The organism is Pseudarthrobacter xylosi, assembly GCF_055412765.1.
Window position 1 is genome coordinate 29,778 of record NZ_JBVAYT010000013.1, and the last position, 20,639, is coordinate 50,416.

A 20,639-nucleotide genomic window follows, 5' to 3' on the forward strand; every position below is an offset into this window, starting at 1 on the left:
GTGGCGCTCACCCTCGACCCGGCGCCCGGCGGGCGCCGGCAGACTTTCCGCGTCGCAGTGCGGATGGCGCGGCGCGATATCCTCCGCCACAAAGGGCGTTCCCTCCCGATCATCCTGCTGATCATGCTTCCCGTGGCCGCAATGACGGGTGCGGTCACCTTGGTTCAGAGCACCCAGGAAAGCGCCGCCGAGCGCGTGCAGTACCAGCTCGGCACCACCCAGGCTCGTTTCCGGCCCATGCCCATGGCCAACGGGGTCATGGTCCAGCACCCTGTCGAAGAGCTGCGGATAACCACCAGCGACTGGGACAGCAACCCTGACTTCACACCGACCGATCCGCAGGACGCGATTCCGGCCGGCTACGACGTGCTCACAGAATCCACCCTGGACCTCACCGCCGGGTCGGGTGCTGCGGAAGTGCCTGTGGTGGGCCGGGCGGTGGACGCGCTGGCCCCTGCATTTGCCGGAAAATACACGCTGCTGGACGGCAGGGCCCCCAAGACTGATGCCGAGATGCTTGTGTCGCCCGGACTGCTGAAACGCTTCGGGCTGGGGTTGGGGGAGGAACTGTCGACGTCGGCGGGGACCTTCGTGGCGGTCGGAACAGTCCGCGATGCGGGCTACTCGGACAGCAACCCCATCGCCTACCTCAAGCCGGGCCAGGGCAGCGTCGGCGCACCGGCGCCGTCAGCCTCAACCGGCCCAGCCTCAACCGGCCCGGTCCCAACCGAGCAGGCCATCAAGGCCACCATGTATTACCTGGTGGGTTCCGAGCCGGTGACCTGGAGCCAGGTCCTGGCGGCCAACGCCGTGGGCGTCACCGTGCTGTCCAGGTCCGTGGTGCTTCAGCCGCCGCCTCAATCGGAGCGAGGGGCGGACGGCGCAGGGACCTCGTCGAGCGCGTCGCTGCCGTTCGCCACCTACGCAGCCGGGGCGCTCCTGGGCGCACTTGCACTGCTGGAAGTGGGGCTGCTGGCGGGAGCCGCGTTTGCCGTCGGCGCCAAGGGGCAGGTCCGGGAGTTGGCCCTGCTCGCCGCGACGGGGGCCGAGAGCCCCACCATCCGCTCGGTGGTGATGGCGGCTGGCCTGTGGCTCGGCGGTCTTGGCGTAGCCGCCGGCGCTGCGATGGGACTGGCCTCGGCCGCGGGGGTGGTGATCGTTGCACGCCTGAACGGGTCCGTCCGATTCCCAGGCTTCCATCCGGACGCTTTGTTGACGGTACTGGTGATGATCATGGGCTTTGTGGCGTGCCTGCTTGCTGCCTTGGCCCCGGCGCGGCAGGTGGCGCGCCAGGCTGTTCTGGGCGCGCTCAAATCGGGGCGGGCACCCACTCCGGCCAGCAAAGCGTCAACGCTGGTGGGTGCCGTCCTGCTGGGCGTGGCCGCCACGGCACTGGCCGCCGGCACGTGGCTTGCCGTCAGCAGCGAAGACCCGGACGTGTTCAGCTCACGGACGCAGGTGATTGCCTCGTTTCTGTTGGGCGGCGCCGTACTGGGCGTTGCGTCCCTGGTTCTGCTGACCGGCAGGATGGTGGCCCTCCTTGCCAAGCGTGCGGGACGCCTTCCCCTCGCTGTGCGCATGGCCGCCCGGGACTCTTCCCGCAACCGAAGCCGGACGGTACCTGCGGTTGCTGCCGTCCTTGCCGCTGCCACCCTGGCCAGTGCCGGCATGGTGCTGGCCGCCAGCCAGCAGGCGAACGAGCAACGGAACCACAACTGGTCCGGTTTGCCGAACCAGGCGGTCCTCCCGTTGTCCGTGTGGCAACCACTGCTGGCTGACGGGACAATGCCGGATCCGCTGCGGATTGAGCCCGCTGCGGTGGTGTCCGCCCTCAATGAAGCAGTGGACACTGTCGAATGGACGGGTGTGCTGCGCACGGCCGCCATCCGGAACTGCGAAACGCGGCCGGACCTGGTGGGCGAGTCGCCCGCCCAGACGCCGACGTCGAGCTGCCTGCAGTATTCGCTGGCCACGCCGGATGGCAACGCATGTCCCGTGACGGCCGGCGGGCGTGTCCTGGATCCGGAGGACTGGCGCTGCCAGGGGCCAATGCGCCCGTATGAGTCCCAGGGCAGGGCCGACTCGATGGTTGTGGGGACTGCCGATGATGTCGAAAGGCTGTTTGGAACGGTGCCCACGGCGGAAGCACGCGACGTGCTGGCGTCCGGCGGAATGGTAGTCAGCAATCCCGTGTTCGTCCGCGACGGGCAGGCATCGCTGGTGGCGCGGGACGTCCGCAAGCCCGCGCGCGCCGACCCCGCCACAGGCGCCTTCCAGGGCTACGAGGAGACGGCGCGGACGGCCGTGGCCGCGGCCGTGCTGGAGCCGTCCGTCAATGTGCCGTACTACGGAGTGGTATCCCCCGAAGCTGCCGCGGCCGCTGGCATGCGGGTGGATGACAGCGCCCTGCTGGTCCAGTTCAGCGCCTACCCGGATGCCACCCAGGCAGACAAAATGACGGCAGCACTTGCCAGCCTTTACAAGGACCGCTTCGGGACCCCGCATGTGGAGCGCGGAGCGGAGCGGGACGCCTCGCTGATCCTCTGGTCCATCGTGGGCCTAGGCGCGCTGATCACCCTCAGCGCGGCCGGGATCACCACGGGCCTGTTCATGGCGGACTCGCGGAAGGACCACGTGACCCTTGCCGGCGTGGGCGCTGCCCCGCGGTTGCGGAAGGCGTTAGCCGGTTCGCAGGCCCTGATGACGGCGGGTCTCGGAACCGTGTTGGGAAGTGTTGCCGGGATAGTGCCCGCTGTGCTGCTGGTGACCGCAACCGGGATGGCGCGGACCGCCGTCGTGCCCTGGCTCCAGCTCCTGGCGCTGCTGCTGGCGGTACCGCTCACCGGCGCGGCCTTGGCATGGCTGTTTACCCGGGCGAGGCTTCCGGTGTCCCGTCGGGAGGTGGGGACCTGAGCGGTTTGCGGCGGCAGCTGTGTTGGCAGGGGGAGCCTGGGCGTGCCGTAATTAGGTCACACAGTTGGGTCTTTTTGATTGGGCTCAACAGGCCTACCGTGGGGCTTAGGACGCCGTCCGTCCTGGGCGGCCGAAGTACGGAGGGACCTCTTGTGACAACACATGTTGCCGATTGCAGTGTTACCCGTTGCTCGTTTAATGACCACGAAGGCTGTACGGCTCACGCCATCACGGTTGGTGGGAGCGCAGACCACGCCAGCTGCGCCACGTTCATCGACACCGGCACGCACGGCGGGCTGCCCAAGGTCCTGGCAGATGTCGGAGCATGCCAGCGCACCGAGTGCGTCCATAACGACCACCTGATGTGCAACGCCCGGGAAGTCCACGTGGGCCCCGGCGCTGACAACGCGGACTGCCTTACCTACGCACACGCGTAGCCCCGGGTCCCGCTCGGGACTAGACACGAAGGCCTCCGTCCAGGAATCCCTGAACGGGGGCTTTTGTGCGCTCGGCGCCTCCCGTCCGCCGTTCACCGCAATGACACGCGGCGCGGGGACAATACCGGGTGCTCGTTGGCGCGGCGTTGGTAGGGTGCCTTTGAGCAACTCACTGAAGCACCAATTCTCAAGGAGGAGACATGGCCAGCAGGCCTGACGAACCGGTACGTGCAGCGAAAGGAAGCGGCCCGTTGACCGCCGATCCGAAGCTTCCGCCGACGGCCGTGGATGAGGCCGTCAGCGAGGCCGAAGACAAGAAGTGGACCCCTGCCAAGATCGCCCTGTGGGCAGCCATCGCACTGCTCGGCGGCGTCGCGTGGTTCATGCTGGCCATCGTCCGCGGCGAGACCGTCAACGCGATCTGGTTCGTATTTGCCTCGGTTTGTACCTACCTCATTGGTTACCGCTTCTACTCCAAGGTGATCGAACGCCTCATCACCAAGCCGGATGACCGCCGCGCCACGCCGGCGGAATACAAGGCTGATGGCAAGGATTATGTCCGCACGGACCGCAACGTGCTGTTCGGCCACCATTTTGCCGCCATCGCCGGCGCCGGCCCTCTGGTCGGGCCCATCATCGCTGCCCAGATGGGCTACCTCCCCGGCACCATCTGGATCATCATCGGCGTTGTCCTCGCCGGTGCGGTCCAGGACTACCTGGTGATGTTCTTCTCCATGCGCCGCGGCGGCCGTTCCCTGGGCCAGATGGCCCGTGAAGAACTGGGCGTCATCGGCGGCACCGCAGCACTGGTTGCCACCCTGCTCATCATGGTGATCATCGTGGCCATCCTCGCGCTCGTCGTCGTTAATGCCCTGGGCGAAAGCCCGTGGGGCGTGTTCTCGGTGGGTATGACCATTCCGATTGCGCTGTTTATGGGCGTCTACCTGCGCTACATCCGGCCGGGCAAGATCATGGAAGTCTCCCTGATCGGCTTTGTGCTGCTGATGGCCGCCATCATCGGCGGCGGCCTGGTGGCGGAGACTGAATGGGGTTCGGCGTTCTTCACCCTGGACAAGGTGACCATTGCCTGGGGCCTCATTGTCTATGGCTTCATCGCCGCGATCCTTCCGGTCTGGCTGCTCCTGGCTCCCCGCGACTACCTCTCCACCTTTATGAAGATCGGCGTGATTGTGATGCTCGCGCTGGCCATCGTCGTGGTCCGCCCTGAGATCACGGTCCCGGCCTTCAGCGAGTTCGCCAGCCGGGACAACGGTCCGGTCTTCCCGGGTGCGTTGTTCCCGTTCCTGTTTGTCACCATTGCCTGCGGGGCGCTATCAGGCTTTCACGCACTGATCTCCTCGGGCACTACCCCGAAGCTGATCGAGAAGGAACGCCAGACCCGTTTCATCGGCTACGGCGGCATGCTGATGGAGTCATTTGTGGCCATCATGGCCCTGGTCGCGGCCATCTCCATTGACCGGGGTCTCTACTTCGCCATGAACGCCCCCGCGGCCCTGACCGGCGGCACGGTGGAAACCGCGGCCGCCTGGGTCAACGGCCTCGGCCTGTCCGGGGTAAACATCAGCCCGGCCATGCTCGCGGAAACGGCAGCCAACGTGGGCGAGCAAAGCATTGTGTCCCGGACCGGCGGTGCGCCCACGCTTGCCGTGGGCCTCGCCCACATCATGCAGCAGCTCATCGGCGGCACGGCCCTGATGGCGTTCTGGTACCACTTCGCCATCATGTTCGAGGCACTGTTTATCCTCACCGCTGTCGACGCCGGTACCCGCGTTGCGCGCTTTATGCTGCAGGACTCCATTGGCAACTTCGTCCCGAAGTTCAAGGAAGCCTCCTGGCGGCCGGGAGCGTGGCTGTGCACCGCCGTGATGGTGGGCGCCTGGGGTGCCGTACTGCTGATGGGCGTGACCGATCCACTGGGCGGCATCAACACGCTGTTCCCGCTCTTCGGCATCGCCAACCAGCTGCTGGCAGCCATCGCACTGTCTGTTTGCCTGGCCATCGTCGCCAAGCGGGGGAGCTTCAAGTACCTCTGGATCGTGGCCGTGCCGCTGGCCTTCGCAGCGGTGGTGACCATCACCGCGAGTTACCAGAAGATCTTCTCCTCAACCCCCGCCGTCGGCTACTTCGCCAACAATGCCGCCTTCAGCAAGGCGCTCGCGGACGGCAAGACTGAGTTCGGCTCAGCCAAGAGTGTTGTCGCCATGGAAGCCGTGGTGCGCAACACTGCGATCCAGGGCTGGTTGTCCGTGATCTTTGTGGTGCTGAGCATCATCGTCATCGCCATGGCGATCGTGTCCACCGTCAAGGCCTTCCGCAACCATTCCGCAGGGATCCCGAACGTTGACAACGAGGACGAGGCCCGGCCGTCGAAGGTCTTCGCACCCGCCGGCCTGATCCCCACACCCGCGGAACGTGAACTGCTGGCCGAGTGGAACAAGCTGCCGGCAGACCTACGGTTCGAAAGGGCAGGTCACCACAAATGAGCCCCGGTCTGGCCGCCGTCGCAACAGGGTTCCGGGGTTTCGCCCGGTACCTCGGCGGCGTGCTCGGTGCTGACGCGTACACAAAGTACCTGGAACACCATTACGCGGCCGGACACGGGGAGCCCCCTCTGACGGAACGCGAGTTCTGGCGGGACCGGACGGACCGGCAGGACTCCAACCCGCAGGGCCGGTGCTGCTGATCCTGACAGCCGGCCAGCCTTCACCGGCTGGCCGGCTTCACCGGTTGGGCTGCGTGTCCTCTACCGGCGGCTACTGGCGGCGTCATCCATTGGGTTGTGCGTCCTCCGATCGTGAGAGTATGAACGCATGAGCGATCCGACAGACACTCAGCCTGATGATGTCCCCGTCGAGGGCAGGACCCTCGACAACGGCGAAGAGGCCATACCGGCTCCGGCCGGCCCGGCTGGAGCCAGCGCCAGCGCTGGCCCTGGAGCTGCTGGACCGGCCAGCACAGGTCCGGCGGCTACAAGCACGTCACTCGGCGGCAAGACCAAAGGCAGCAACCTCCAGGACCTCGTGGACGAGCCCGCGAAAGTCATGCGGATCGGCACCATGATCCGGCAGCTCCTGGCGGAGGTTAAGTCAGCTCCGCTGGACGATGCCGCGCGCGAACGCCTCGCCGAGATCCACGAACGTTCCATCAAGGAGCTGGAGGACGGGCTGGCCCCCGAGCTCGTTGAAGAACTGGAACGGATCAGCCTGCCTTTCCCGGAGAACACCACACCATCGGACGCGGAGCTTCGGATCGCCCAGGCACAGCTGGTGGGGTGGCTGGAAGGCCTCTTCCACGGCATTCAGACAGCAATCGCCGCCCAGCACGCGGCACGGGAGCAGGCCGCCGCGCAGATGCACCTGCGGCAGCTTCCGCCTGGCACGTTGATCGCCCCTGGTGTGGTGATTGGGGAGAACGGCGAGCCGCAGAGGGCCGCCGCCGGCCAGAGTTCCGGTCCGGTACCGTCCGGGCCGGCGGAGGACCCGGACCACGGCCCCGGCCAGTACCTCTAGGTTCCTGCATGGGATTCTTAACTGCCGCCCGCCAAGGGCGCAAAGACGATGCTGAACTGGGAAAGGGCCTGTGGCGCCGTGCCCACGATCGCTTCCACCGGGGCCTGGACCGCTATCACCAGGTCCTCGAAGGTGTCGAAGACGAGCAGCTTTATGCCGAACTCGTGGAAGTAGCCAACGAGCTGGCGGGGCTCATGGAGCGTGTCCGTGTTGTGTGCGTCGAGGCCCAGCGGCGGTCGCCCAGCGAAGGCCTCGACATTCCCGGGGACTTGGCAGGTGTGCACCGGTCGCTGTCGAAGGCAGGCAATTCGCTGGCCACCACCGCCGAGGCCGCCGCCATGCTGCGGCTCGCCGTCGGTCCCATCCCGGTGGGGGCCGCTTCGGTGCGCCGCCGTGCGGAATCGGTGTTTGAGCAGGTGGCCGACGCCGAACGCCGGCTCGCCGAGGATGCCGCCGCCAGTGGCCAGCCCGAAAGTCGTTCCGGCTAAACGTCAGGCGGCGATTCGGGCCTGCTCCACCGTGACAGCGTCGATTACGGCCCACGATTCCTCGCTGCTGCAGCTACGGCCGACGAAACGCTCGGCTTCCTTCAGGGAGTCGAAGCTTTCACTGAAGATCCGGCCGCAATCGGCGTCGAAGTACGTGACGTGAAATTCCTGTGCAAGTTGGTTTTCCATAAATCCAGTCTGCAACCGGGGTCTGACAATAACCGTTCATCCGTCCCGCGTGTTGCCCAGGCGGAGCACCCGCTCCTGCGCGAGCACGGCTGAACGCTTGGCCTTATCCGCCGCCCGCGCCGCCTGCTTGGCCTCGGCTGCCGCCGTGCCCAGGCTTCTCCTGGCACTGTCCAGCTGCTCCTCCGCGGCCTTGAGCCGGTCGCGGAGCTCACGTGTTTCGCGGGTCAGGTCCGCCACTTCGGCCTCCGTATCCGCCAGCTGCCTCTGCCGGTCCGTGGCCAGCCGGGCGGACTCCTCCTCGGCGGCCTTGGCCTCGGCCAGGACAGCGTTGGCCTTTTCCAGGGCCGACGGGGACGCCGGTCGCGGAGTCTCCCGGACAGCCTTGAGGCGTGGCTGGTCCGCAGGCCTGCGGGCGGCGCGTTCCGCCGTCGTCGGTTCCTCCTCTTCCGGTGCGGCGGCGCGTGGCTGTTGTGGACGGTCTGGGGGAGTGGTGGACGGCCGGGTGGCGCGCTGCGCGGGCACTGCGCCCGGCACAGCCACGGCTCCCTCGAGATCAACGGTGTCCACGCCGTCGGCGGACAGTGCCTGGACCAGCAGCCCGCTTTGGACGGCGGCGGTGGCACCTTCGTCGGCTGTCATTGCTTGCAGGGTGCGCTCGACGTCGGCCGCGATCGTTGCGCTGATGGTGCGCCCCTGGCGCTCGGCAACGGAGCGGGCGGTGTCGACGGCGGTCGCCAGCAGGGTGCGGCGCTCACGAGCCAGTTCCCGCAGGGCTCCGGCGTCGAGGGATGCCTGGGCCGCGCGCATCCGTTGGCCGAGCTCGGCAAGTTGCGTGACCACACCCGGCTCATGGATGGCCAGCATGTTGACGGCCCAAGCCGCCGCTGACGGTTTTGGCAAGGCCTTGACGGCGGCCGGGAGCTCCTTCCCGGAACCTGCGGAGGCTTTCGCTGCGGCCGTCCGGGCGGCCACAAATTCCTCGAAAGGCAGGGCGTACAGTTCGAATGCGATTGCCGCCAGCGCCTTGTCATCCATGAACGTCATCTTAGGGGGACGGCTCCGGACAACCAGCGTCCAGCGCCAAAGGCGCCGCCCTGTTGTTCAACCGGCCCTCACGGTATGTTGCTCGGATGGATGATTCATATCAGGTCATTGTGGTTGGCGGCGGGTTTGCGGGCATGGCGGCCGCGGAGGAGCTCGGCAGAAAAGGCATCGGCGTGCTGTTGATCGATGCGAATAACTATCACCAGTTCCAGCCGCTCCTATACCAGGTAGCGGCGTCGCAGATCGGGGTGTCTGCGGTGGCGCGGCCGCTGCGCTCGGTGTTCCGCGGCATCAAAGGCGTGCGTGTAGTCACCGCGGAGGTGACGGCGGTTGATGCCGCCGCCCGTGCGGTTACGACGGCCGATGGCTCCCGTTATCAGGCCCGGATCCTGGTCATGGCCGCCGGTGCCGTCCCGAACTTCTTCAACACCCCGGGCGCGGAAGAGCACGCCTACCCGTTGTATTCGGTGGCCGATGCCACGCGCCTAAGCGCTGCGCTCACCAGCGTGCTCGACGAGGCTGACCGTGAGCAAGCCGGAAGCGCGGATGTAGTGGTAGTGGGCGGTGGTCCCACGGGGGTGGAGACCGCCGGTGCCCTTGCGGAGAACGTCAAGTACATTGTGCCGAAGTACTTCTCGCCGGACCTTGCGGCACGGTGCCGCGTTCATCTGGTGGATATGGTGCCGAACGTGCTGAACGCCTTCTCCGTCAAATCACAGGCCTACACCCGGGACCGGCTGGTGAAGCTTGGGGTTCAGCTGCACATGGGCCAGAGCGTGACCGATGTGCGCACCGATGGCATCACACTGGCGGACGGAACTGTCATTCCCGCACGGATCGTGGTGTGGGCCGGCGGGCTCAAAGCCGGAAGGATCCTCGCCGGAGCGGGCCTCACGCAGGGGAGAGGTGGCCGCATCGACGTCCTGCCGGACCTGACAGCTCCCGGGACTGACGGTGTGTACGTGTTGGGCGATGCCGCCAACATCACCGATGCGGCGGGTGGCAAACTTCCCCAGCTCGGGTCGGTGGCCCAGCAGTCCGGCAAATGGGCGGCCCGCAATATTTTCGCTGACCTCACAGGGGGCCAGAGGCAGCCGTTCCACTACTGGGACAAGGGCTACATGGCCATGGTGGGCCGGGGCGCCGCGGTAGCCGAACTGGGCCGCAATAGGATCCAGTTGCAGGGCCCGTTGGCATTTGTCTCATGGTTGGCGGTCCACCTGGCCTTGCTCCCCGGCTTCCAGCAAAAGGTCCGGGCCCTCATGTCCTGGGCAACCGGGTACGTCACGCACAGCCCGTCCCAGGTGGTGGTCGGCAGGCCCGATTAGCTCCGGTCCTGCCGGGAAGTAGCGGGCCCTTCACCGCACGGACTGAACTGGCCGGGAAGTCTCGCGGGTGGATACCGTGCCTGACCACGTGACCGACTGTCCAGTCGCGCGGCGTCAGGCGAGGCAACGCAGCAGCAGATCTGTCGTCTGTCTGCTGCATCGTGTGATCCGCTGCAGGCGCGCAGCCGCCATCTGGGGCAGGACTCGTACCGGCTCCTGATCTTTCACGGCCCTCAGGGACAGCTCCAATTCCATGGCAAGGTCCGCGAGCCACACCGCGCCGACCATCTGCGCGGACGTCTTCAGGCTCAGGGCGGCATCCAACGCACCGGCCAGGTCTCCTGTCGTCAGAGCCAGTTGCACTCGCCGGATCCTGTCGGGCAGCAGCGCAATGAAATTCTGAACGAACACTCTCCACACGCTGTCGTCCTCGCCGAGTTCCTCACGCAGCCTCCCCAGTACCGCTGCATCGAAGAGCGGCAGCGGTTTAGCGCTGGCGTCAGCCTGCTGAAGAACATGGTGCCCTTGAAGATTCAAACTCATGACTAGCCCCTGAGAGTCGCCCCACCTCTACTTGCGTCCCCCAGGACTTACAAGCGAGGCTACGCAACAAGGCAGGGTGGATACACGAGTAGGCGGTACTCGACTTTTCAGGCTCCCATGCCTGCTCCTCCGTGATACCGCTGTGGGCTACTGCTGCGACGCCTGCATCGTCGCAGCAGGAGGGCAACATGCCGCCGCGGCCAGGCCGGAAAAGCAACGTGACTCAGATGTCCGTTTCGGGTACAGAATCGGCGCCGCCATCTTCCGATGTGCGGCGCCGTTCTTGTCTTGGTTCCAACATGCACGCCCAGTCCAGACTGTGCATGGCTAGCGTGGTCGAGTACACCATCGGGTACACCATGGCCACTTTTGACTCGCTCAATCCAGCGAAAAACCCCCTAAAAACCTTGGTTTCTAGGGGGTTTGTCCCGAGCTTCCTATCAGAATCGAACTGATGACCTTTTCATTACGAGTGAAACGCTCTACCGACTGAGCTAAGGAAGCACCGCACAAATTCACCCGGCGTAACCGGGCGGTTCATGCAAGAGTCAACTGTAATAGAGTCCCAGCGCCCGGGTCAAAATGGGCGTCCCAAACACGTCAGCAAACGGTGTTGTCGGCGGGAACCGTTCCGTCCACAAGGTACTTGTCCACGGCGTCTTCGAGGCAGCTGTTGGCGCGGCCGTAGGCGGTGTGGCCCTCGCCCTGCCAGGTCAGCAGGGAGGCGTTGCCCAGCTGCTTGCGCAGGGACGCCGCCCACTCCACGGGGGTGGCAGGATCGCCAGTGGTTCCGACAACCACGATGGGGGCGTCACCGGTGTATTCCACCGGGGCAGGAGTGCGCAGGTTTTTGTATGGCCAGTCCACACAGTTGGTGCCGCCGTAGGCGAAGAAGTAGCCCAAGGTGGGGGAGGCCTGCATAAGCCGCTGCTGTTCCGCACGCATGGCGGCGGTGTCGGACACCATGGGGTAGTCCAGACAGTTGATGGCGGCGAAGGCGAAGGCCGAGTTGGACGTGTACTTCCCGTCGGTGCCGCGGTCTGCGCCCAGGTCCGCCAGGCGGAGCATCAGGCTCACGTCGCCCGTCGTCGCGGCTTCCAGTGCCTGGGTCAGGGCCGGCCAGCTCTGGTCGTTATACAGCGGGGTGATGAGGCCGCTGACGAACATTGTGGCGTTCACGACGCGGCCGTCCTTGGCCAGCCGGGGTGTCGCCTGGACGGCGTTGATGATGTCGCGGATCTGCTGGACTCCGCTGTCCACATTCCCGGTGAGCGGACACGAGGATTCCTGCTGGCAGCTGGCCACATAGGCCCTGATTGCTTTTTCGAACGCCACAGCCTGGCCGCTGGTCAGTTCCTCGTTGCTGATGGATGGATCCAAGGCACCATCGAGGACCATCCGGCCCACGTTGTCCGGGAACAGCGAGGCGTAGGTGGAACCAAGGAACGTGCCGTAGGAGTAGCCAAGGTAGTTGAGCTTGGAGTCATTGACCACGGCCCGCAGGACGTCCAGGTCCTTCGCCGCGCTGACCGTGTCCACGTGACCGAGGACAGGACCGGTCTTTGCAGCGCACTGCTCGGCGATGACTTTGTTGTCGGCCAATGCGGTGGCAAGCCCGGCGTCGGTCTCCAGGGCGTAGACCTTTGCCCGGGACGCGTCCCGTTCGGCATCCGTCAGGCACGTAACAGGGGCGGAGCGCTTGACGCCGCGGGGATCAAAGCCCACCAGGTCGTAGTTGGCCCGGACAGACTGCGAGAAGTGCGTTCCGGCCGCATCCTTGACGAAATCGTAGCCGGACCCGCCCGGACCGCCCGGATTGACCAGCAGGCTGCCGGTCTTCTTGCCTGTGCTGGGAGCCCGCAGCGCAGCTATCTGGATCGTGTCGCCGTCCGGCTTCGCGTAGTCGATGGGCACGGTGACCTTGGCGCACTGGAAGCCATTTTCGCAAGGCTCCCACACGACCTCCTGGGAATAGAAGGCACCCAATCCGGCGGGCGCGGACGCCACGATGGAAGGGTCTGCCTTGGCCGTAGCAGGGGCTGCGTTGTCCGGGGCGTCCCCGCCAAAAAGGCTGCACGAGGCCAGCGTCAGGGCCAGGACCAGGGCGCCGGCGGCCCGCAGCCCGATCGCCAGGGATCGGGAGCGTGCGGGTAGGGGGCGTGCAGTCATCGAGCGGTCTCCTAGTAGTTGCTAGATCAGGCTGGCTGCCATCGACTCAATGGTCAATAGCGGAGCAACGTTAGTGGTGGTAATTCGTTGGCGGGCTTTGTTGATGGCGTCCATGCGGGCGAGGGTGGTCTCCGGGGCTGACCGGGCAGCGAATTCCTCCAGCTCACCCCTGAGCTCAACGTTCACCAGGTCCACGGCGTTCCCGAGCTGGATGATCAGCACATCCCGGTAGAACGAGAGGAGGTCCGTCAGTGTCCGGTCCAGGGAGTCCGTGATGGATCGCTTGGCCCGCCGTTTCTGGTCGTCTTCAAGCTGCCTGACCTGGCTGCGCATCGATGGTGGGAGCGTCCCTGAATCCGGGGCACCCAGCGTGGCCAGCAGCGCAACCTTCTCGGCGGCGTCGCGCTCTTCATTGGAACTGTTGGCTTCCGCGGTGGCGATCTTCACCAGCTTGTCCGCCATCATCACCGCCGCAGTCACGCCGCGCAGCCCCAGCGGGAACCTCACGGTTTCCAGCCGGCGTTCCCGTGCCTCAGGGTCCCGCGCCAGCCGGCGGGCGATTCCCACATGGCTTTGGGCCGCGCGGGCCGCGCGTTCGGCGAGCTCCGGGTCCACTCCGTCGCGCTTGACCAGCAAAGCGGCGACGTCGGCGGCCGGGGGAAGGCGCAGGGCCACGGCGCGGCAGCGCGAACGGATGGTTACCAGGACGTCAGCGGGCGACGGTGCGCACAGCATCCAGATGGTCCGCGGCGTGGGTTCCTCGATGGCCTTCAGCAGCACATTGGTGGTCCGCTCGGCCATGCGGTCGGCGTCTTCCACCACAATGATCCGCCACCGCCCGGACGATGGCCGGTTGCCCGCCTTGGATACAAGATCGCGGGCTTCATCGATGGTGATGGTGACCTTCTCGGTCCTGACGTACGTCACGTCCGAATGGGTTTCGCCGAGGATGGTCAGGCAGGCGGGACACTCGCCGCAGCCGCGCCTGGCGACGTCGTCCTGGTCGCAGTTGAGGGCCGCCGCGAAGGCCTTCGCGGCGTTGGAACGACCGGAGCCGGGCGGGCCCGTGAACAGCCAGGCATGGGTCAGTCCCTCGCCCCGCGAGGCCTGGCGGAGCTGTTCGACGACGGCGGGCTGGCCCTGAAGGTCGTCCCAGACAGTCATGCGGCGCCCCGGCCTGCAGACGCGAGCAAAGCATCCACCCGGGCGAGGATGCGCGCGGCCAGTTCGGTGACCGGCAGGTCCGCCGGCAGGACCAGGTATGTCTCCGGCCGGCCGGCGGCCAGTTCGAGGAACGCCCCGCGGATTGTTGAATGGAACTCATCGGCCTCTGACTCAAGGCGGTCTTCGGCGGCGTCGCCGGCTGTGCGGCGGCGGCGGCCGTCAGCGGGATCCACGTCCAGCAACACAGTGAGATCGGGCTGCAGCCCCGACGTCGCCCATTCGTTGAGGGTTCGCACGGCGTCGGCACCCAGATCCCGGCCGGCCCCCTGGTACGCCACAGACGAATCAATGTAGCGGTCCGTCAGGACAACCTCGCCGCGTTCCAGCGCCGGGCGGATAACCTGGCTGGCATGGGCTGCGCGGGAGGCGGCAAAGATGAGGGCCTCGGTGTGGGCGTCGATGTGGCCGTGGCCGTGGTCCAGGACCAGGGAACGCAGTTTTTCGCCAATGGGCGTCCCACCGGGTTCGCGGGTCCGCAGGACCGTCAGGCCACGTTTTTCCAAGGTCTCGGCAAGCCGGGCAGCCTGGGTGGATTTGCCGGCGCCGTCGCCGCCTTCGAAGGCGATGAAAAGTCCAGGGCTGTTGGTTGTCACCGCTCAAGACTACCGACTTCGGACGCCGCCGCACGTCCAAGTACGCTTTCCCCATGAGTCTCTCGGAACAGTATGCAGCGTCCCTGTCGGCCGAAACCCTGGTGGTTGCCGCCGGCCGGCCGCCGCGTGAACGGGACGAGCCCGTCAACCCGCCCATCGTGCTGTCCTCGACATACTTCGGCACGGGAGCGCTCGGCGATGGGGACCGGGGCTACGGCCGCTATTCCAACCCCACCTGGGACCCCTTTGAGGAAGCCCTGGGCCAGCTTGAAGGATCTGAACTGCCCGGCCTGCTCTATGCGTCCGGACTTGCGGCCGTCAGTTCGGCGCTGTCCCTGCTGCCCGCCGGCGGAGTCCTGGTGATGCCGTCGCACAGCTACTCGGGCTCGCTTGTGATGGCCACCGAGCTGGCGCAGAAGGGTTTCCTGGAACTGCGGACCGTGGATATCGCGGACACAGACGCGGTCAAAGCACAGCTCGCCCCGCAGGGCCCGGACGCCAAGGCGGCCAGGATGCTGTGGCTTGAGAGCCCCACCAACCCCATGCTGGGCATCGCTGATATCCGGGAACTAACTGCAGCCGCCCATCGGGTGGGGGCCATCGTGGTGACGGACAATACGTTCTCCACGCCGCTGGTCCAGCAGCCGCTGAGCCTGGGTTCCGACGTCGTTCTTCACTCGGTGACCAAATACCTGGCCGGGCACTCCGACGTCGTCCTCGGCGCCTTGGTGACCTCCAACCTCGACATCCGGGCAGCGCTGCTGCACCACCGCATCATCCACGGCGGCATTGCCGGGCCGTTCGAGGCATGGCTGGCACTGCGCGGGCTGCGGACGCTTGCCCTGCGTGTTGAAAGGTCGCAGGCGTCGGCGGCGGTCCTGGCTGAACGCCTCAGCGCGCACCCACTGATCGACAGCATCCGGTTCCCGGGCCTGCCCACGGACCCAGGCCACGAGCGGGCCAAGACCCAGATGACGGGTTTCGGTTCGATTGTGTGCGTCCAGATCGCGCCGGTTGCCGGGCTGAGCGGAGCGGACGCCGCCGACAAACTGATCCGCGCCCTGCAGCTGTGGCTGCCGGCCACCTCCCTGGGCGGGGTGGAATCGCTGATCGAACGGCGCCGCCGGCACGCCGCCGAGCCGCTGAGTGTCCCGGACAACCTGGTGCGGCTGAGCGTCGGCATTGAGAACATTGAGGACCTCTGGGCCGATTTGAGGCAGGCGCTGGACTCGCTGGGCCGCTAGGCTTGGACGGTGGACGGTGAACTGATTATTCGGCCTGTAGAGCTGGCAGTGTTTTTTATCCTTGCCCTGGTGGCACTCGCACTTGAGGTGTGGGCTCTGCTGGACTGCATCAGGCACAAGTCCGCCGCCTTTGAGGCGACGGGCAAACGGACCAAGACCTTCTGGCTGGCCCTGACCGGCGGTGCCACCCTGATCGGCGTCATCTCGCTCTTCAGTAGCGGCGGAATCTTCGGCACGCTGGGCCTCTTCGGGCTTGCCGCAGTGGTGGCAGCCTCCGTGTACCTTGCCGACGTCCGGCCAGCGGTCAAGGACGCGGGCCGCGGCGGCAGCCGCAATACGGGGCCCTACGGCGGCTGGTAATCCCCACCGGCACCCTCAGCTCGCAAGCTCGCTCAGGGAACCCTGCCGGCGTGGGCCCACCCTAGACCGTGGGAGCCACAGCTTCCCAACCTACGGTCAGTTCGCCCAGGCGCCACCGCGAGGGCCCGTCCTGAACCGGCCACCCGCCGTCGAGCAGTGCCCGGCACATGGCGTGCCAGCGTTGCCTGTTGCCGAACGACGCCAGCGGCGCTGACTCCAGCCAGGCGCGGTCCATGGCCTGCATCAGCCCGTAGACAGGCTCGCCCGGAACGTTGCGATGGATCAGCGACTTCGGCAGACGCTCGGCAATTTCCGATGGCAGGTCAAAGCTGCCGAACCGCACGGACATGCTCAGAGACAACGGCCTCTCGGCGTCGAGGGCAATCCACGTCACGCGCCGCCCGATCTCATCGCACGTCCCGTCGACAAAGAGCCCGCCGGGGGCAAGCCGGCCCTGGACCAGCCGCCAGATCCCCGCCACATCGGCCTCTTCGTACTGCCGCAGGACGTTGAAGGCGCGAACCAGCACCGGGCGCCCGGGAAGCGGCAACTCGAACCCGCCCACCTGGAAGCTCAGGCCCGGTCTCTCCAGCTCCTTGGCCGCCCGGACGCGCTCCGGCTCGATTTCGATGCCGCACACCCGCACGTCCGGCCGGACGGCGCGGAGACGTTCAAAGAGTTCGACGGCGGTGGCCGGCGTTGCGCCGTAGCCCAGGTCAACCACGAGCGGGTCTTCGGCGGCGCGTAGGCGCCAGGCCTGGGGGCCGGTGAGCCAGCGGTCCACCCGCCGCATCCGGTTGGGATTGGTGGTGCCCCGGGTGACGTTGCCGACCGGCCGGCCGCTCCGATGATGGGGAGCGTTCACCCGTTCAGCTTTTTGGACCACGGTCCCAACTTTATCCCCGGCGCGTCCTGTGTTGTAACGCACAGCGGGCTCCAGCGTGCCCTCGGCTAGGATAAAAATCATGACTTACAAGCTGATTCTGCTGCGCCACGGCCACAGCGAATGGAACGCCAAGAACCTGTTCACCGGCTGGGTGGACGTTGACCTCAACGACCAGGGCCGCGAGGAAGCAGCTCGCGGCGGCGAGCTCCTGGTCGAGAACGATCTTCTCCCGGACGTCCTCTACACCTCGCTCCTGAAGCGGGCCATCAACACCGCCAACATCTCCCTGGACAAGGCCGACCGCGGCTGGATCCCCGTGAAGCGGGACTGGCGCCTGAACGAACGCCACTACGGCGCCCTGCAGGGCAAGGACAAGGCACAGACCCTGGCCGAATACGGCGAGGAACAGTTCATGGAATGGCGCCGGTCCTACGACACCCCGCCGCCGCCCCTGGCCGACGACTCCGAGTTCTCCCAGGCCCGCGACCCCCGCTACGCGGACCTCGGCGACGCGCTGCCCCGCACCGAGTGCCTCAAGGATGTCCTGGTCCGCCTGCTGCCTTACTGGGAATCCGACATCAAGGAAGACCTCAAAGCCGGCAAGACCGTCCTGGTCACCGCCCACGGCAACTCGCTGCGCGCTTTGGTCAAGCACCTGGACGGTATCAGCGACGACGCCATCGCCAGCCTGAACATCCCCACAGGCATCCCGCTGGTCTACGACCTGGACGAGGACTTCGCGCCGATCAAGCCGGGCGGCACCTACCTGGATCCGGCGGCCGCCGCGGAGGCCATCCTGGCCGTGGCCAATCAGGGCAAGAAATAGAGCAGTAGTTAACGTTCGACGGCGGGCCGGTCACCTCAGGTGACCGGCCCGCCGTCGAACGCGGTAAAGAGAGAGGCTAGAAGCCCTGCGGCTGCCATTCGCCGGTAACCAGGTACGTGACCTTTCGGGCAACGGACACACCGTGGTCAGCGAAGCGTTCGAAGTAGCGGCTGGCCAGGGCTACGTCCACCGTGGTGGCGGGGGATTCGGCCCAGTCCGGGGCGGCGATCGCCTTGAAGACGCTCAGGTGAAGATCGTCGATGGTGTTGTTGGCCTTGAGGATGTCGCGGGCTACTTCGAGGTCCCGGGACTCCAGGAGCACGATGAGCTTGTCCGCGATCAGTTGGTCCTGCTCGGCCATCTGGTTGAACGTTTCCGTCATGGACGCTGGAATCACAGTGGACGGGAACCGCAGCCGGGCCAGCTGGGCGATGTGGCGGGCCAGGTCCCCCATCCGCTCCAGGGAAGCACTCATGCGCAAGGAGCCCACGATCATCCGCAGATCGCTGGCCACCGGCCCCTGAAGGGCGAGGATATCGATGGCGCGCTCATCGAGGCTGGTCTGCAAAAAGTCGATGCGGGCGTCCGCGGCAATGACGTCCTCTGCCAGATCAACGTCGGCAACCTGGAAAGACAGAGCAGCCTTCCCCATTGCTTCGCTGACCAGCTTCGAGATCTCCACCAGCTGTTCACCCACCTGGGTCAGCTCTTCCTGAAAAACCTTACGCACGTGGGCGTCCTTTCTTTGGAACTCCGCCCCTCAGGTGGCAGACGGAACTCATGTCGCCATTCGGCACTCCAACATATAACTCTGTCAGTGTCCGGTAAACGTTTAGTCGCTTGTAGATGAACGTTAGTTGAACCGTCTCCCTTAAGGCCCATGACGCACCGTGCCGGCAGGAACCACGGCCTAAGCTGGAGCTGTGGATCCTATGCTCATCGGTGTCATCGCCGGCCTGGTCGGCCTGTCGCTCGGCACCTTTGGCGTGCTCGCGTTCAGGATCAGCGAGAAGCAGCGCAAGCTGGTTGACGTCGACATGGACGAACCCGCTTTGCCTGCCGGCGCCGCGGAAGTGCTGGCCGTCGTCGGACGCGCTTTTGTGGTGGTGGACGCGGTGGACGGCGTAGTACGTGCCAGCCCGGCCGCTTATGCGTACGGCCTGGTACGCGGCCATACAGTGGTCCACAAGGAACTGCTGGACATGACGGCCGGCGTTCGCCGCGACGGCGTGATCCTGGAAAAACGGCTGGAGCTGCAGCGTGGTCCGCTGGGCCACGGCACCATCATCGTGCAGGTCCGGGCAGCCATGCTCGGCGAGGAATATATCGTGCTGCTGGCCGACGACCGCACCGAAATCACCCGCACCGAAGAGATCCGAAACGACTTCGTGGCCAACGTGTCCCACGAGCTGAAGACCCCGGTGGGTGCGATATCCCTGCTGGCCGAGGCACTGGAGTCCTCAGCCGACGACGAACAAGCCGTTCGCCGGTTCGCCAAACGGATGCACAAGGAATCAGGCCGGCTCGCGGCCCTGGTCCAGGACATCATCGAACTTTCCCGCCTCCAGGGTGCCAGCGTCTCCCAGGAGGGCAAGGCCGTGGACATCAACACGGTCATCACCGAAGCAGTGGACCGCTCCCAGCTCCCCGCTGAAAGCAAGAACATCCGGATCGTGGTGGGGGACCGGGTTGAAGCTACAGTCTTTGGTGACCGGGACCTGCTGGTCACAGCACTGCGTAACCTGATCGACAACGCCATCCGCTACTCCCCGGAGAACACCAGGGTGGGCGTCGGTGTCCGCTCGAAGGAGGGGCTGATCGCCGTTTCTGTCACGGACCAAGGCGAGGGCCTTTCCCCGGAGGACCAGGAGCGGGTGTTTGAGCGCTTCTACCGGGTGGATGCGGCGCGTTCGCGCCACACAGGCGGAACGGGTCTGGGCCTGAGCATCGTAAAACATGTCGCCTCCAACCACGGCGGTGAAGTGACCTTGTGGTCACGGCCCGGCCAGGGTTCCACTTTCACCCTGCGGCTGCCTGAGATGGAAAGCCAGGACGAACCGGATACTGCAGGTGTCAAACAACGAGTTGTACCCGAGCGTGCTAAACAACGCGGCGTACATGAGCAAGGAGCCAGCGCTTGAGCAGGATTTTGATTGTTGAAGACGAAGAATCTTTCAGTGATCCGTTGTCCTATTTGTTGGGCAAGGAGGGCTTCGAGGTTGAAGTTGTAGACAACGGCTTGGACGCCATCACCGAATTCGACCGGAACGGGGCCGATCTGGTGCTGCTGGATCTGCAGCTCCCCGGCCTGTCAGGCACCGAGGTTTGCCGCCAGCTGCGGCAGCGCTCCAGCGTTCCGGTCATCATGCTCACGGCCAAGGACTCCGAGATAGACAAGGTGGTAGGCCTGGAGCTGGGCGCCGACGACTACGTCACCAAGCCCTATTCCTCCCGGGAGCTGGTGGCCCGCGTCCGGGCCGTACTCCGCCGGCAGGGTGAACCTGAGGAACTGATCTCGGCCACAGTCCAGGCCGGCCCGGTGCGGATGGACATCGAACGGCATGTGGTCAGCGTCGATGGCCAGCAGGTCCTGCTGCCGCTGAAGGAATTCGAGCTGCTGGAAATGCTGCTCCGCAACTCCGGCCGCGTCCTGACCCGCGGCCAGCTCATCGACCGGGTCTGGGGTTCGGACTATGTGGGGGATACCAAGACCCTTGACGTGCACGTCAAGCGGCTGCGCGGCAAAATCGAGCCCGACCCCTCCGTGCCCCGCTACCTGGTAACCGTCCGCGGCCTGGGCTACAAGTTCGAACCGTAGGCCGCCGGTAAGGCCACAAGGCGTCACGCACGCGAGGCATCAGTAAG

General features: G+C 66.0%; 20 protein-coding genes and 1 tRNA gene. 12 read left to right on the forward strand and 9 right to left on the reverse strand.

Going from position 1 to position 20,639, the window contains the following annotated elements; translation table 11 throughout:
* The 6 genes from ACZY1F_RS20120 to ACZY1F_RS20145 all read left to right on the forward strand — a co-directional run bounded on the left by ACZY1F_RS20120 (position 1) and on the right by ACZY1F_RS20145 (position 7,368).
* A complete protein-coding gene (locus tag ACZY1F_RS20120) occupies positions 1 to 2,913 on the forward strand; it encodes an ABC transporter permease family protein (RefSeq protein WP_463944202.1) in 2,913 nt (970 codons plus the stop codon).
* 152 nt (positions 2,914 to 3,065) lie between these two features.
* A complete protein-coding gene (locus tag ACZY1F_RS20125; RefSeq protein WP_463944203.1) occupies positions 3,066 to 3,350 on the forward strand; it encodes a DUF1540 domain-containing protein in 285 nt (94 codons plus the stop codon).
* Positions 3,351 to 3,550: 200 nt separating this feature from the next.
* Entirely contained in the window at positions 3,551 to 5,854 is a 2,304-nt protein-coding gene (locus ACZY1F_RS20130; RefSeq protein ID WP_463944204.1) for a carbon starvation CstA family protein, read from the forward strand.
* Positions 5,851 to 6,054: a YbdD/YjiX family protein gene (locus ACZY1F_RS20135; protein WP_463944205.1), complete on the forward strand. Its 204-nt coding sequence runs from the start codon at positions 5,851 to 5,853 to the stop codon at positions 6,052 to 6,054. The genes ACZY1F_RS20130 and ACZY1F_RS20135 overlap by 4 nt, the downstream gene beginning before the upstream one ends.
* Positions 6,055 to 6,181: 127 nt before the next feature.
* Positions 6,182 to 6,880, forward strand: coding sequence for a bacterial proteasome activator family protein (locus ACZY1F_RS20140; protein ID WP_463944206.1), 699 nt, complete (start codon positions 6,182 to 6,184; stop codon positions 6,878 to 6,880).
* An 8-nt stretch (positions 6,881 to 6,888) separates the two neighbouring features.
* A complete protein-coding gene (locus tag ACZY1F_RS20145) occupies positions 6,889 to 7,368 on the forward strand; it encodes a hypothetical protein (protein WP_463944207.1) in 480 nt (159 codons plus the stop codon).
* A gap of 3 nt (positions 7,369 to 7,371) precedes the next feature.
* Here the strand turns inward: ACZY1F_RS20145 and ACZY1F_RS20150 are convergent, their stop codons facing one another.
* Together ACZY1F_RS20150 and ACZY1F_RS20155 are read right to left on the reverse strand one after the other, a co-directional pair.
* On the reverse strand, positions 7,372 to 7,557 hold the full coding sequence (locus ACZY1F_RS20150) for a hypothetical protein (RefSeq protein WP_463944208.1): 186 nt from the start codon (positions 7,555 to 7,557) through the stop codon (positions 7,372 to 7,374).
* A gap of 36 nt (positions 7,558 to 7,593) precedes the next feature.
* Positions 7,594 to 8,592 (reverse strand): hypothetical protein, encoded by a 999-nt coding sequence (locus tag ACZY1F_RS20155; RefSeq protein ID WP_463944209.1) that lies wholly within the window; start codon positions 8,590 to 8,592, stop codon positions 7,594 to 7,596.
* A 95-nt stretch (positions 8,593 to 8,687) separates the two neighbouring features.
* Between ACZY1F_RS20155 and ACZY1F_RS20160 the strand changes: the two genes are divergently transcribed.
* Positions 8,688 to 9,929 (forward strand): NAD(P)/FAD-dependent oxidoreductase, encoded by a 1,242-nt coding sequence (locus ACZY1F_RS20160; RefSeq protein ID WP_463944210.1) that lies wholly within the window; start codon positions 8,688 to 8,690, stop codon positions 9,927 to 9,929.
* A gap of 114 nt (positions 9,930 to 10,043) precedes the next feature.
* Here the strand turns inward: ACZY1F_RS20160 and ACZY1F_RS20165 are convergent, their stop codons facing one another.
* From ACZY1F_RS20165 to tmk, 5 genes are all read right to left on the reverse strand, one after another.
* Positions 10,044 to 10,472, reverse strand: coding sequence for an Hpt domain-containing protein (locus tag ACZY1F_RS20165; protein WP_463944211.1), 429 nt, complete (start codon positions 10,470 to 10,472; stop codon positions 10,044 to 10,046).
* Between the two features lie 431 nt (positions 10,473 to 10,903).
* Positions 10,904 to 10,976 (reverse strand) — tRNA-Thr (locus tag ACZY1F_RS20170).
* 96 nt (positions 10,977 to 11,072) lie between these two features.
* Positions 11,073 to 12,641, reverse strand: coding sequence for an alpha/beta hydrolase (locus ACZY1F_RS20175; protein ID WP_463944212.1), 1,569 nt, complete (start codon positions 12,639 to 12,641; stop codon positions 11,073 to 11,075).
* Between the two features lie 21 nt (positions 12,642 to 12,662).
* Positions 12,663 to 13,805 carry a DNA polymerase III subunit delta' gene (locus ACZY1F_RS20180; RefSeq protein WP_463944213.1) on the reverse strand — a complete coding sequence of 381 codons (1,143 nt, stop codon included), beginning with the start codon at positions 13,803 to 13,805 and terminating at the stop codon, positions 12,663 to 12,665.
* Entirely contained in the window at positions 13,802 to 14,458 is a 657-nt protein-coding gene (tmk, locus tag ACZY1F_RS20185; RefSeq protein WP_463944214.1) for a dTMP kinase, read from the reverse strand. Before tmk ends, ACZY1F_RS20180 begins: the two co-directional genes overlap by 4 nt.
* A 53-nt stretch (positions 14,459 to 14,511) precedes the next feature.
* Between tmk and ACZY1F_RS20190 the strand changes: the two genes are divergently transcribed.
* A complete protein-coding gene (locus ACZY1F_RS20190) occupies positions 14,512 to 15,702 on the forward strand; it encodes a trans-sulfuration enzyme family protein (protein WP_463944215.1) in 1,191 nt (396 codons plus the stop codon).
* Positions 15,703 to 15,711: 9 nt separating this feature from the next.
* Entirely contained in the window at positions 15,712 to 16,062 is a 351-nt protein-coding gene (locus tag ACZY1F_RS20195; RefSeq protein ID WP_463944216.1) for a DUF2516 family protein, read from the forward strand.
* A 61-nt stretch (positions 16,063 to 16,123) separates the two neighbouring features.
* On the opposite strand, the gene ACZY1F_RS20200 is transcribed toward ACZY1F_RS20195, so the two are convergent.
* Positions 16,124 to 16,948, reverse strand: coding sequence for a class I SAM-dependent methyltransferase (locus ACZY1F_RS20200; RefSeq protein ID WP_463944228.1), 825 nt, complete (start codon positions 16,946 to 16,948; stop codon positions 16,124 to 16,126).
* A gap of 79 nt (positions 16,949 to 17,027) precedes the next feature.
* On the opposite strand from ACZY1F_RS20200, the gene ACZY1F_RS20205 reads away from it, so the two are divergent.
* Positions 17,028 to 17,774 carry a phosphoglyceromutase gene (locus tag ACZY1F_RS20205; protein ID WP_463944217.1) on the forward strand — a complete coding sequence of 249 codons (747 nt, stop codon included), beginning with the start codon at positions 17,028 to 17,030 and terminating at the stop codon, positions 17,772 to 17,774.
* A 76-nt stretch (positions 17,775 to 17,850) separates the two neighbouring features.
* On the opposite strand, the gene phoU is transcribed toward ACZY1F_RS20205, so the two are convergent.
* A complete protein-coding gene (gene phoU / locus ACZY1F_RS20210) occupies positions 17,851 to 18,504 on the reverse strand; it encodes a phosphate signaling complex protein PhoU (RefSeq protein ID WP_463944218.1) in 654 nt (217 codons plus the stop codon).
* Between the two features lie 202 nt (positions 18,505 to 18,706).
* Between phoU and ACZY1F_RS20215 the strand changes: the two genes are divergently transcribed.
* Positions 18,707 to 19,915: a sensor histidine kinase gene (locus tag ACZY1F_RS20215; RefSeq protein WP_463944229.1), complete on the forward strand. Its 1,209-nt coding sequence runs from the start codon at positions 18,707 to 18,709 to the stop codon at positions 19,913 to 19,915.
* Complete coding sequence (locus ACZY1F_RS20220; protein WP_354253015.1) at positions 19,912 to 20,592, forward strand: response regulator; 681 nt, start codon at positions 19,912 to 19,914, stop codon at positions 20,590 to 20,592. Before ACZY1F_RS20215 ends, ACZY1F_RS20220 begins: the two co-directional genes overlap by 4 nt.
* The last annotated feature ends 47 nt before the right edge of the window (positions 20,593 to 20,639 follow it).

Bases quoted from the DNA above. Each gene is read 5' to 3' on its own strand.
- ACZY1F_RS20160 (WP_463944210.1), top strand. From the start codon at position 8,688: ATGGATGATTCATATCAGGTCATTGTGGTTGGCGGCGGGTTTGCGGGC.
- ACZY1F_RS20190 (WP_463944215.1), top strand. From the start codon at position 14,512: ATGAGTCTCTCGGAACAGTATGCAGCGTCCCTGTCGGCCGAAACCCTG.
- ACZY1F_RS20140 (WP_463944206.1), top strand. From the start codon at position 6,182: ATGAGCGATCCGACAGACACTCAGCCTGATGATGTCCCCGTCGAGGGC.
- ACZY1F_RS20215 (WP_463944229.1), top strand. From the start codon at position 18,707: ATGCTCATCGGTGTCATCGCCGGCCTGGTCGGCCTGTCGCTCGGCACC.
- ACZY1F_RS20205 (WP_463944217.1), top strand. From the start codon at position 17,028: ATGACTTACAAGCTGATTCTGCTGCGCCACGGCCACAGCGAATGGAAC.
- ACZY1F_RS20145 (WP_463944207.1), top strand. From the start codon at position 6,889: ATGGGATTCTTAACTGCCGCCCGCCAAGGGCGCAAAGACGATGCTGAA.
- ACZY1F_RS20165 (WP_463944211.1), bottom strand. From the start codon at position 10,472: ATGAGTTTGAATCTTCAAGGGCACCATGTTCTTCAGCAGGCTGACGCC.
- ACZY1F_RS20155 (WP_463944209.1), bottom strand. From the start codon at position 8,592: ATGGATGACAAGGCGCTGGCGGCAATCGCATTCGAACTGTACGCCCTG.
- ACZY1F_RS20175 (WP_463944212.1), bottom strand. From the start codon at position 12,641: ATGACTGCACGCCCCCTACCCGCACGCTCCCGATCCCTGGCGATCGGG.
- ACZY1F_RS20150 (WP_463944208.1), bottom strand. From the start codon at position 7,557: ATGGAAAACCAACTTGCACAGGAATTTCACGTCACGTACTTCGACGCC.
- ACZY1F_RS20180 (WP_463944213.1), bottom strand. From the start codon at position 13,805: ATGACTGTCTGGGACGACCTTCAGGGCCAGCCCGCCGTCGTCGAACAG.
- ACZY1F_RS20135 (WP_463944205.1), top strand. From the start codon at position 5,851: ATGAGCCCCGGTCTGGCCGCCGTCGCAACAGGGTTCCGGGGTTTCGCC.
- ACZY1F_RS20130 (WP_463944204.1), top strand. From the start codon at position 3,551: ATGGCCAGCAGGCCTGACGAACCGGTACGTGCAGCGAAAGGAAGCGGC.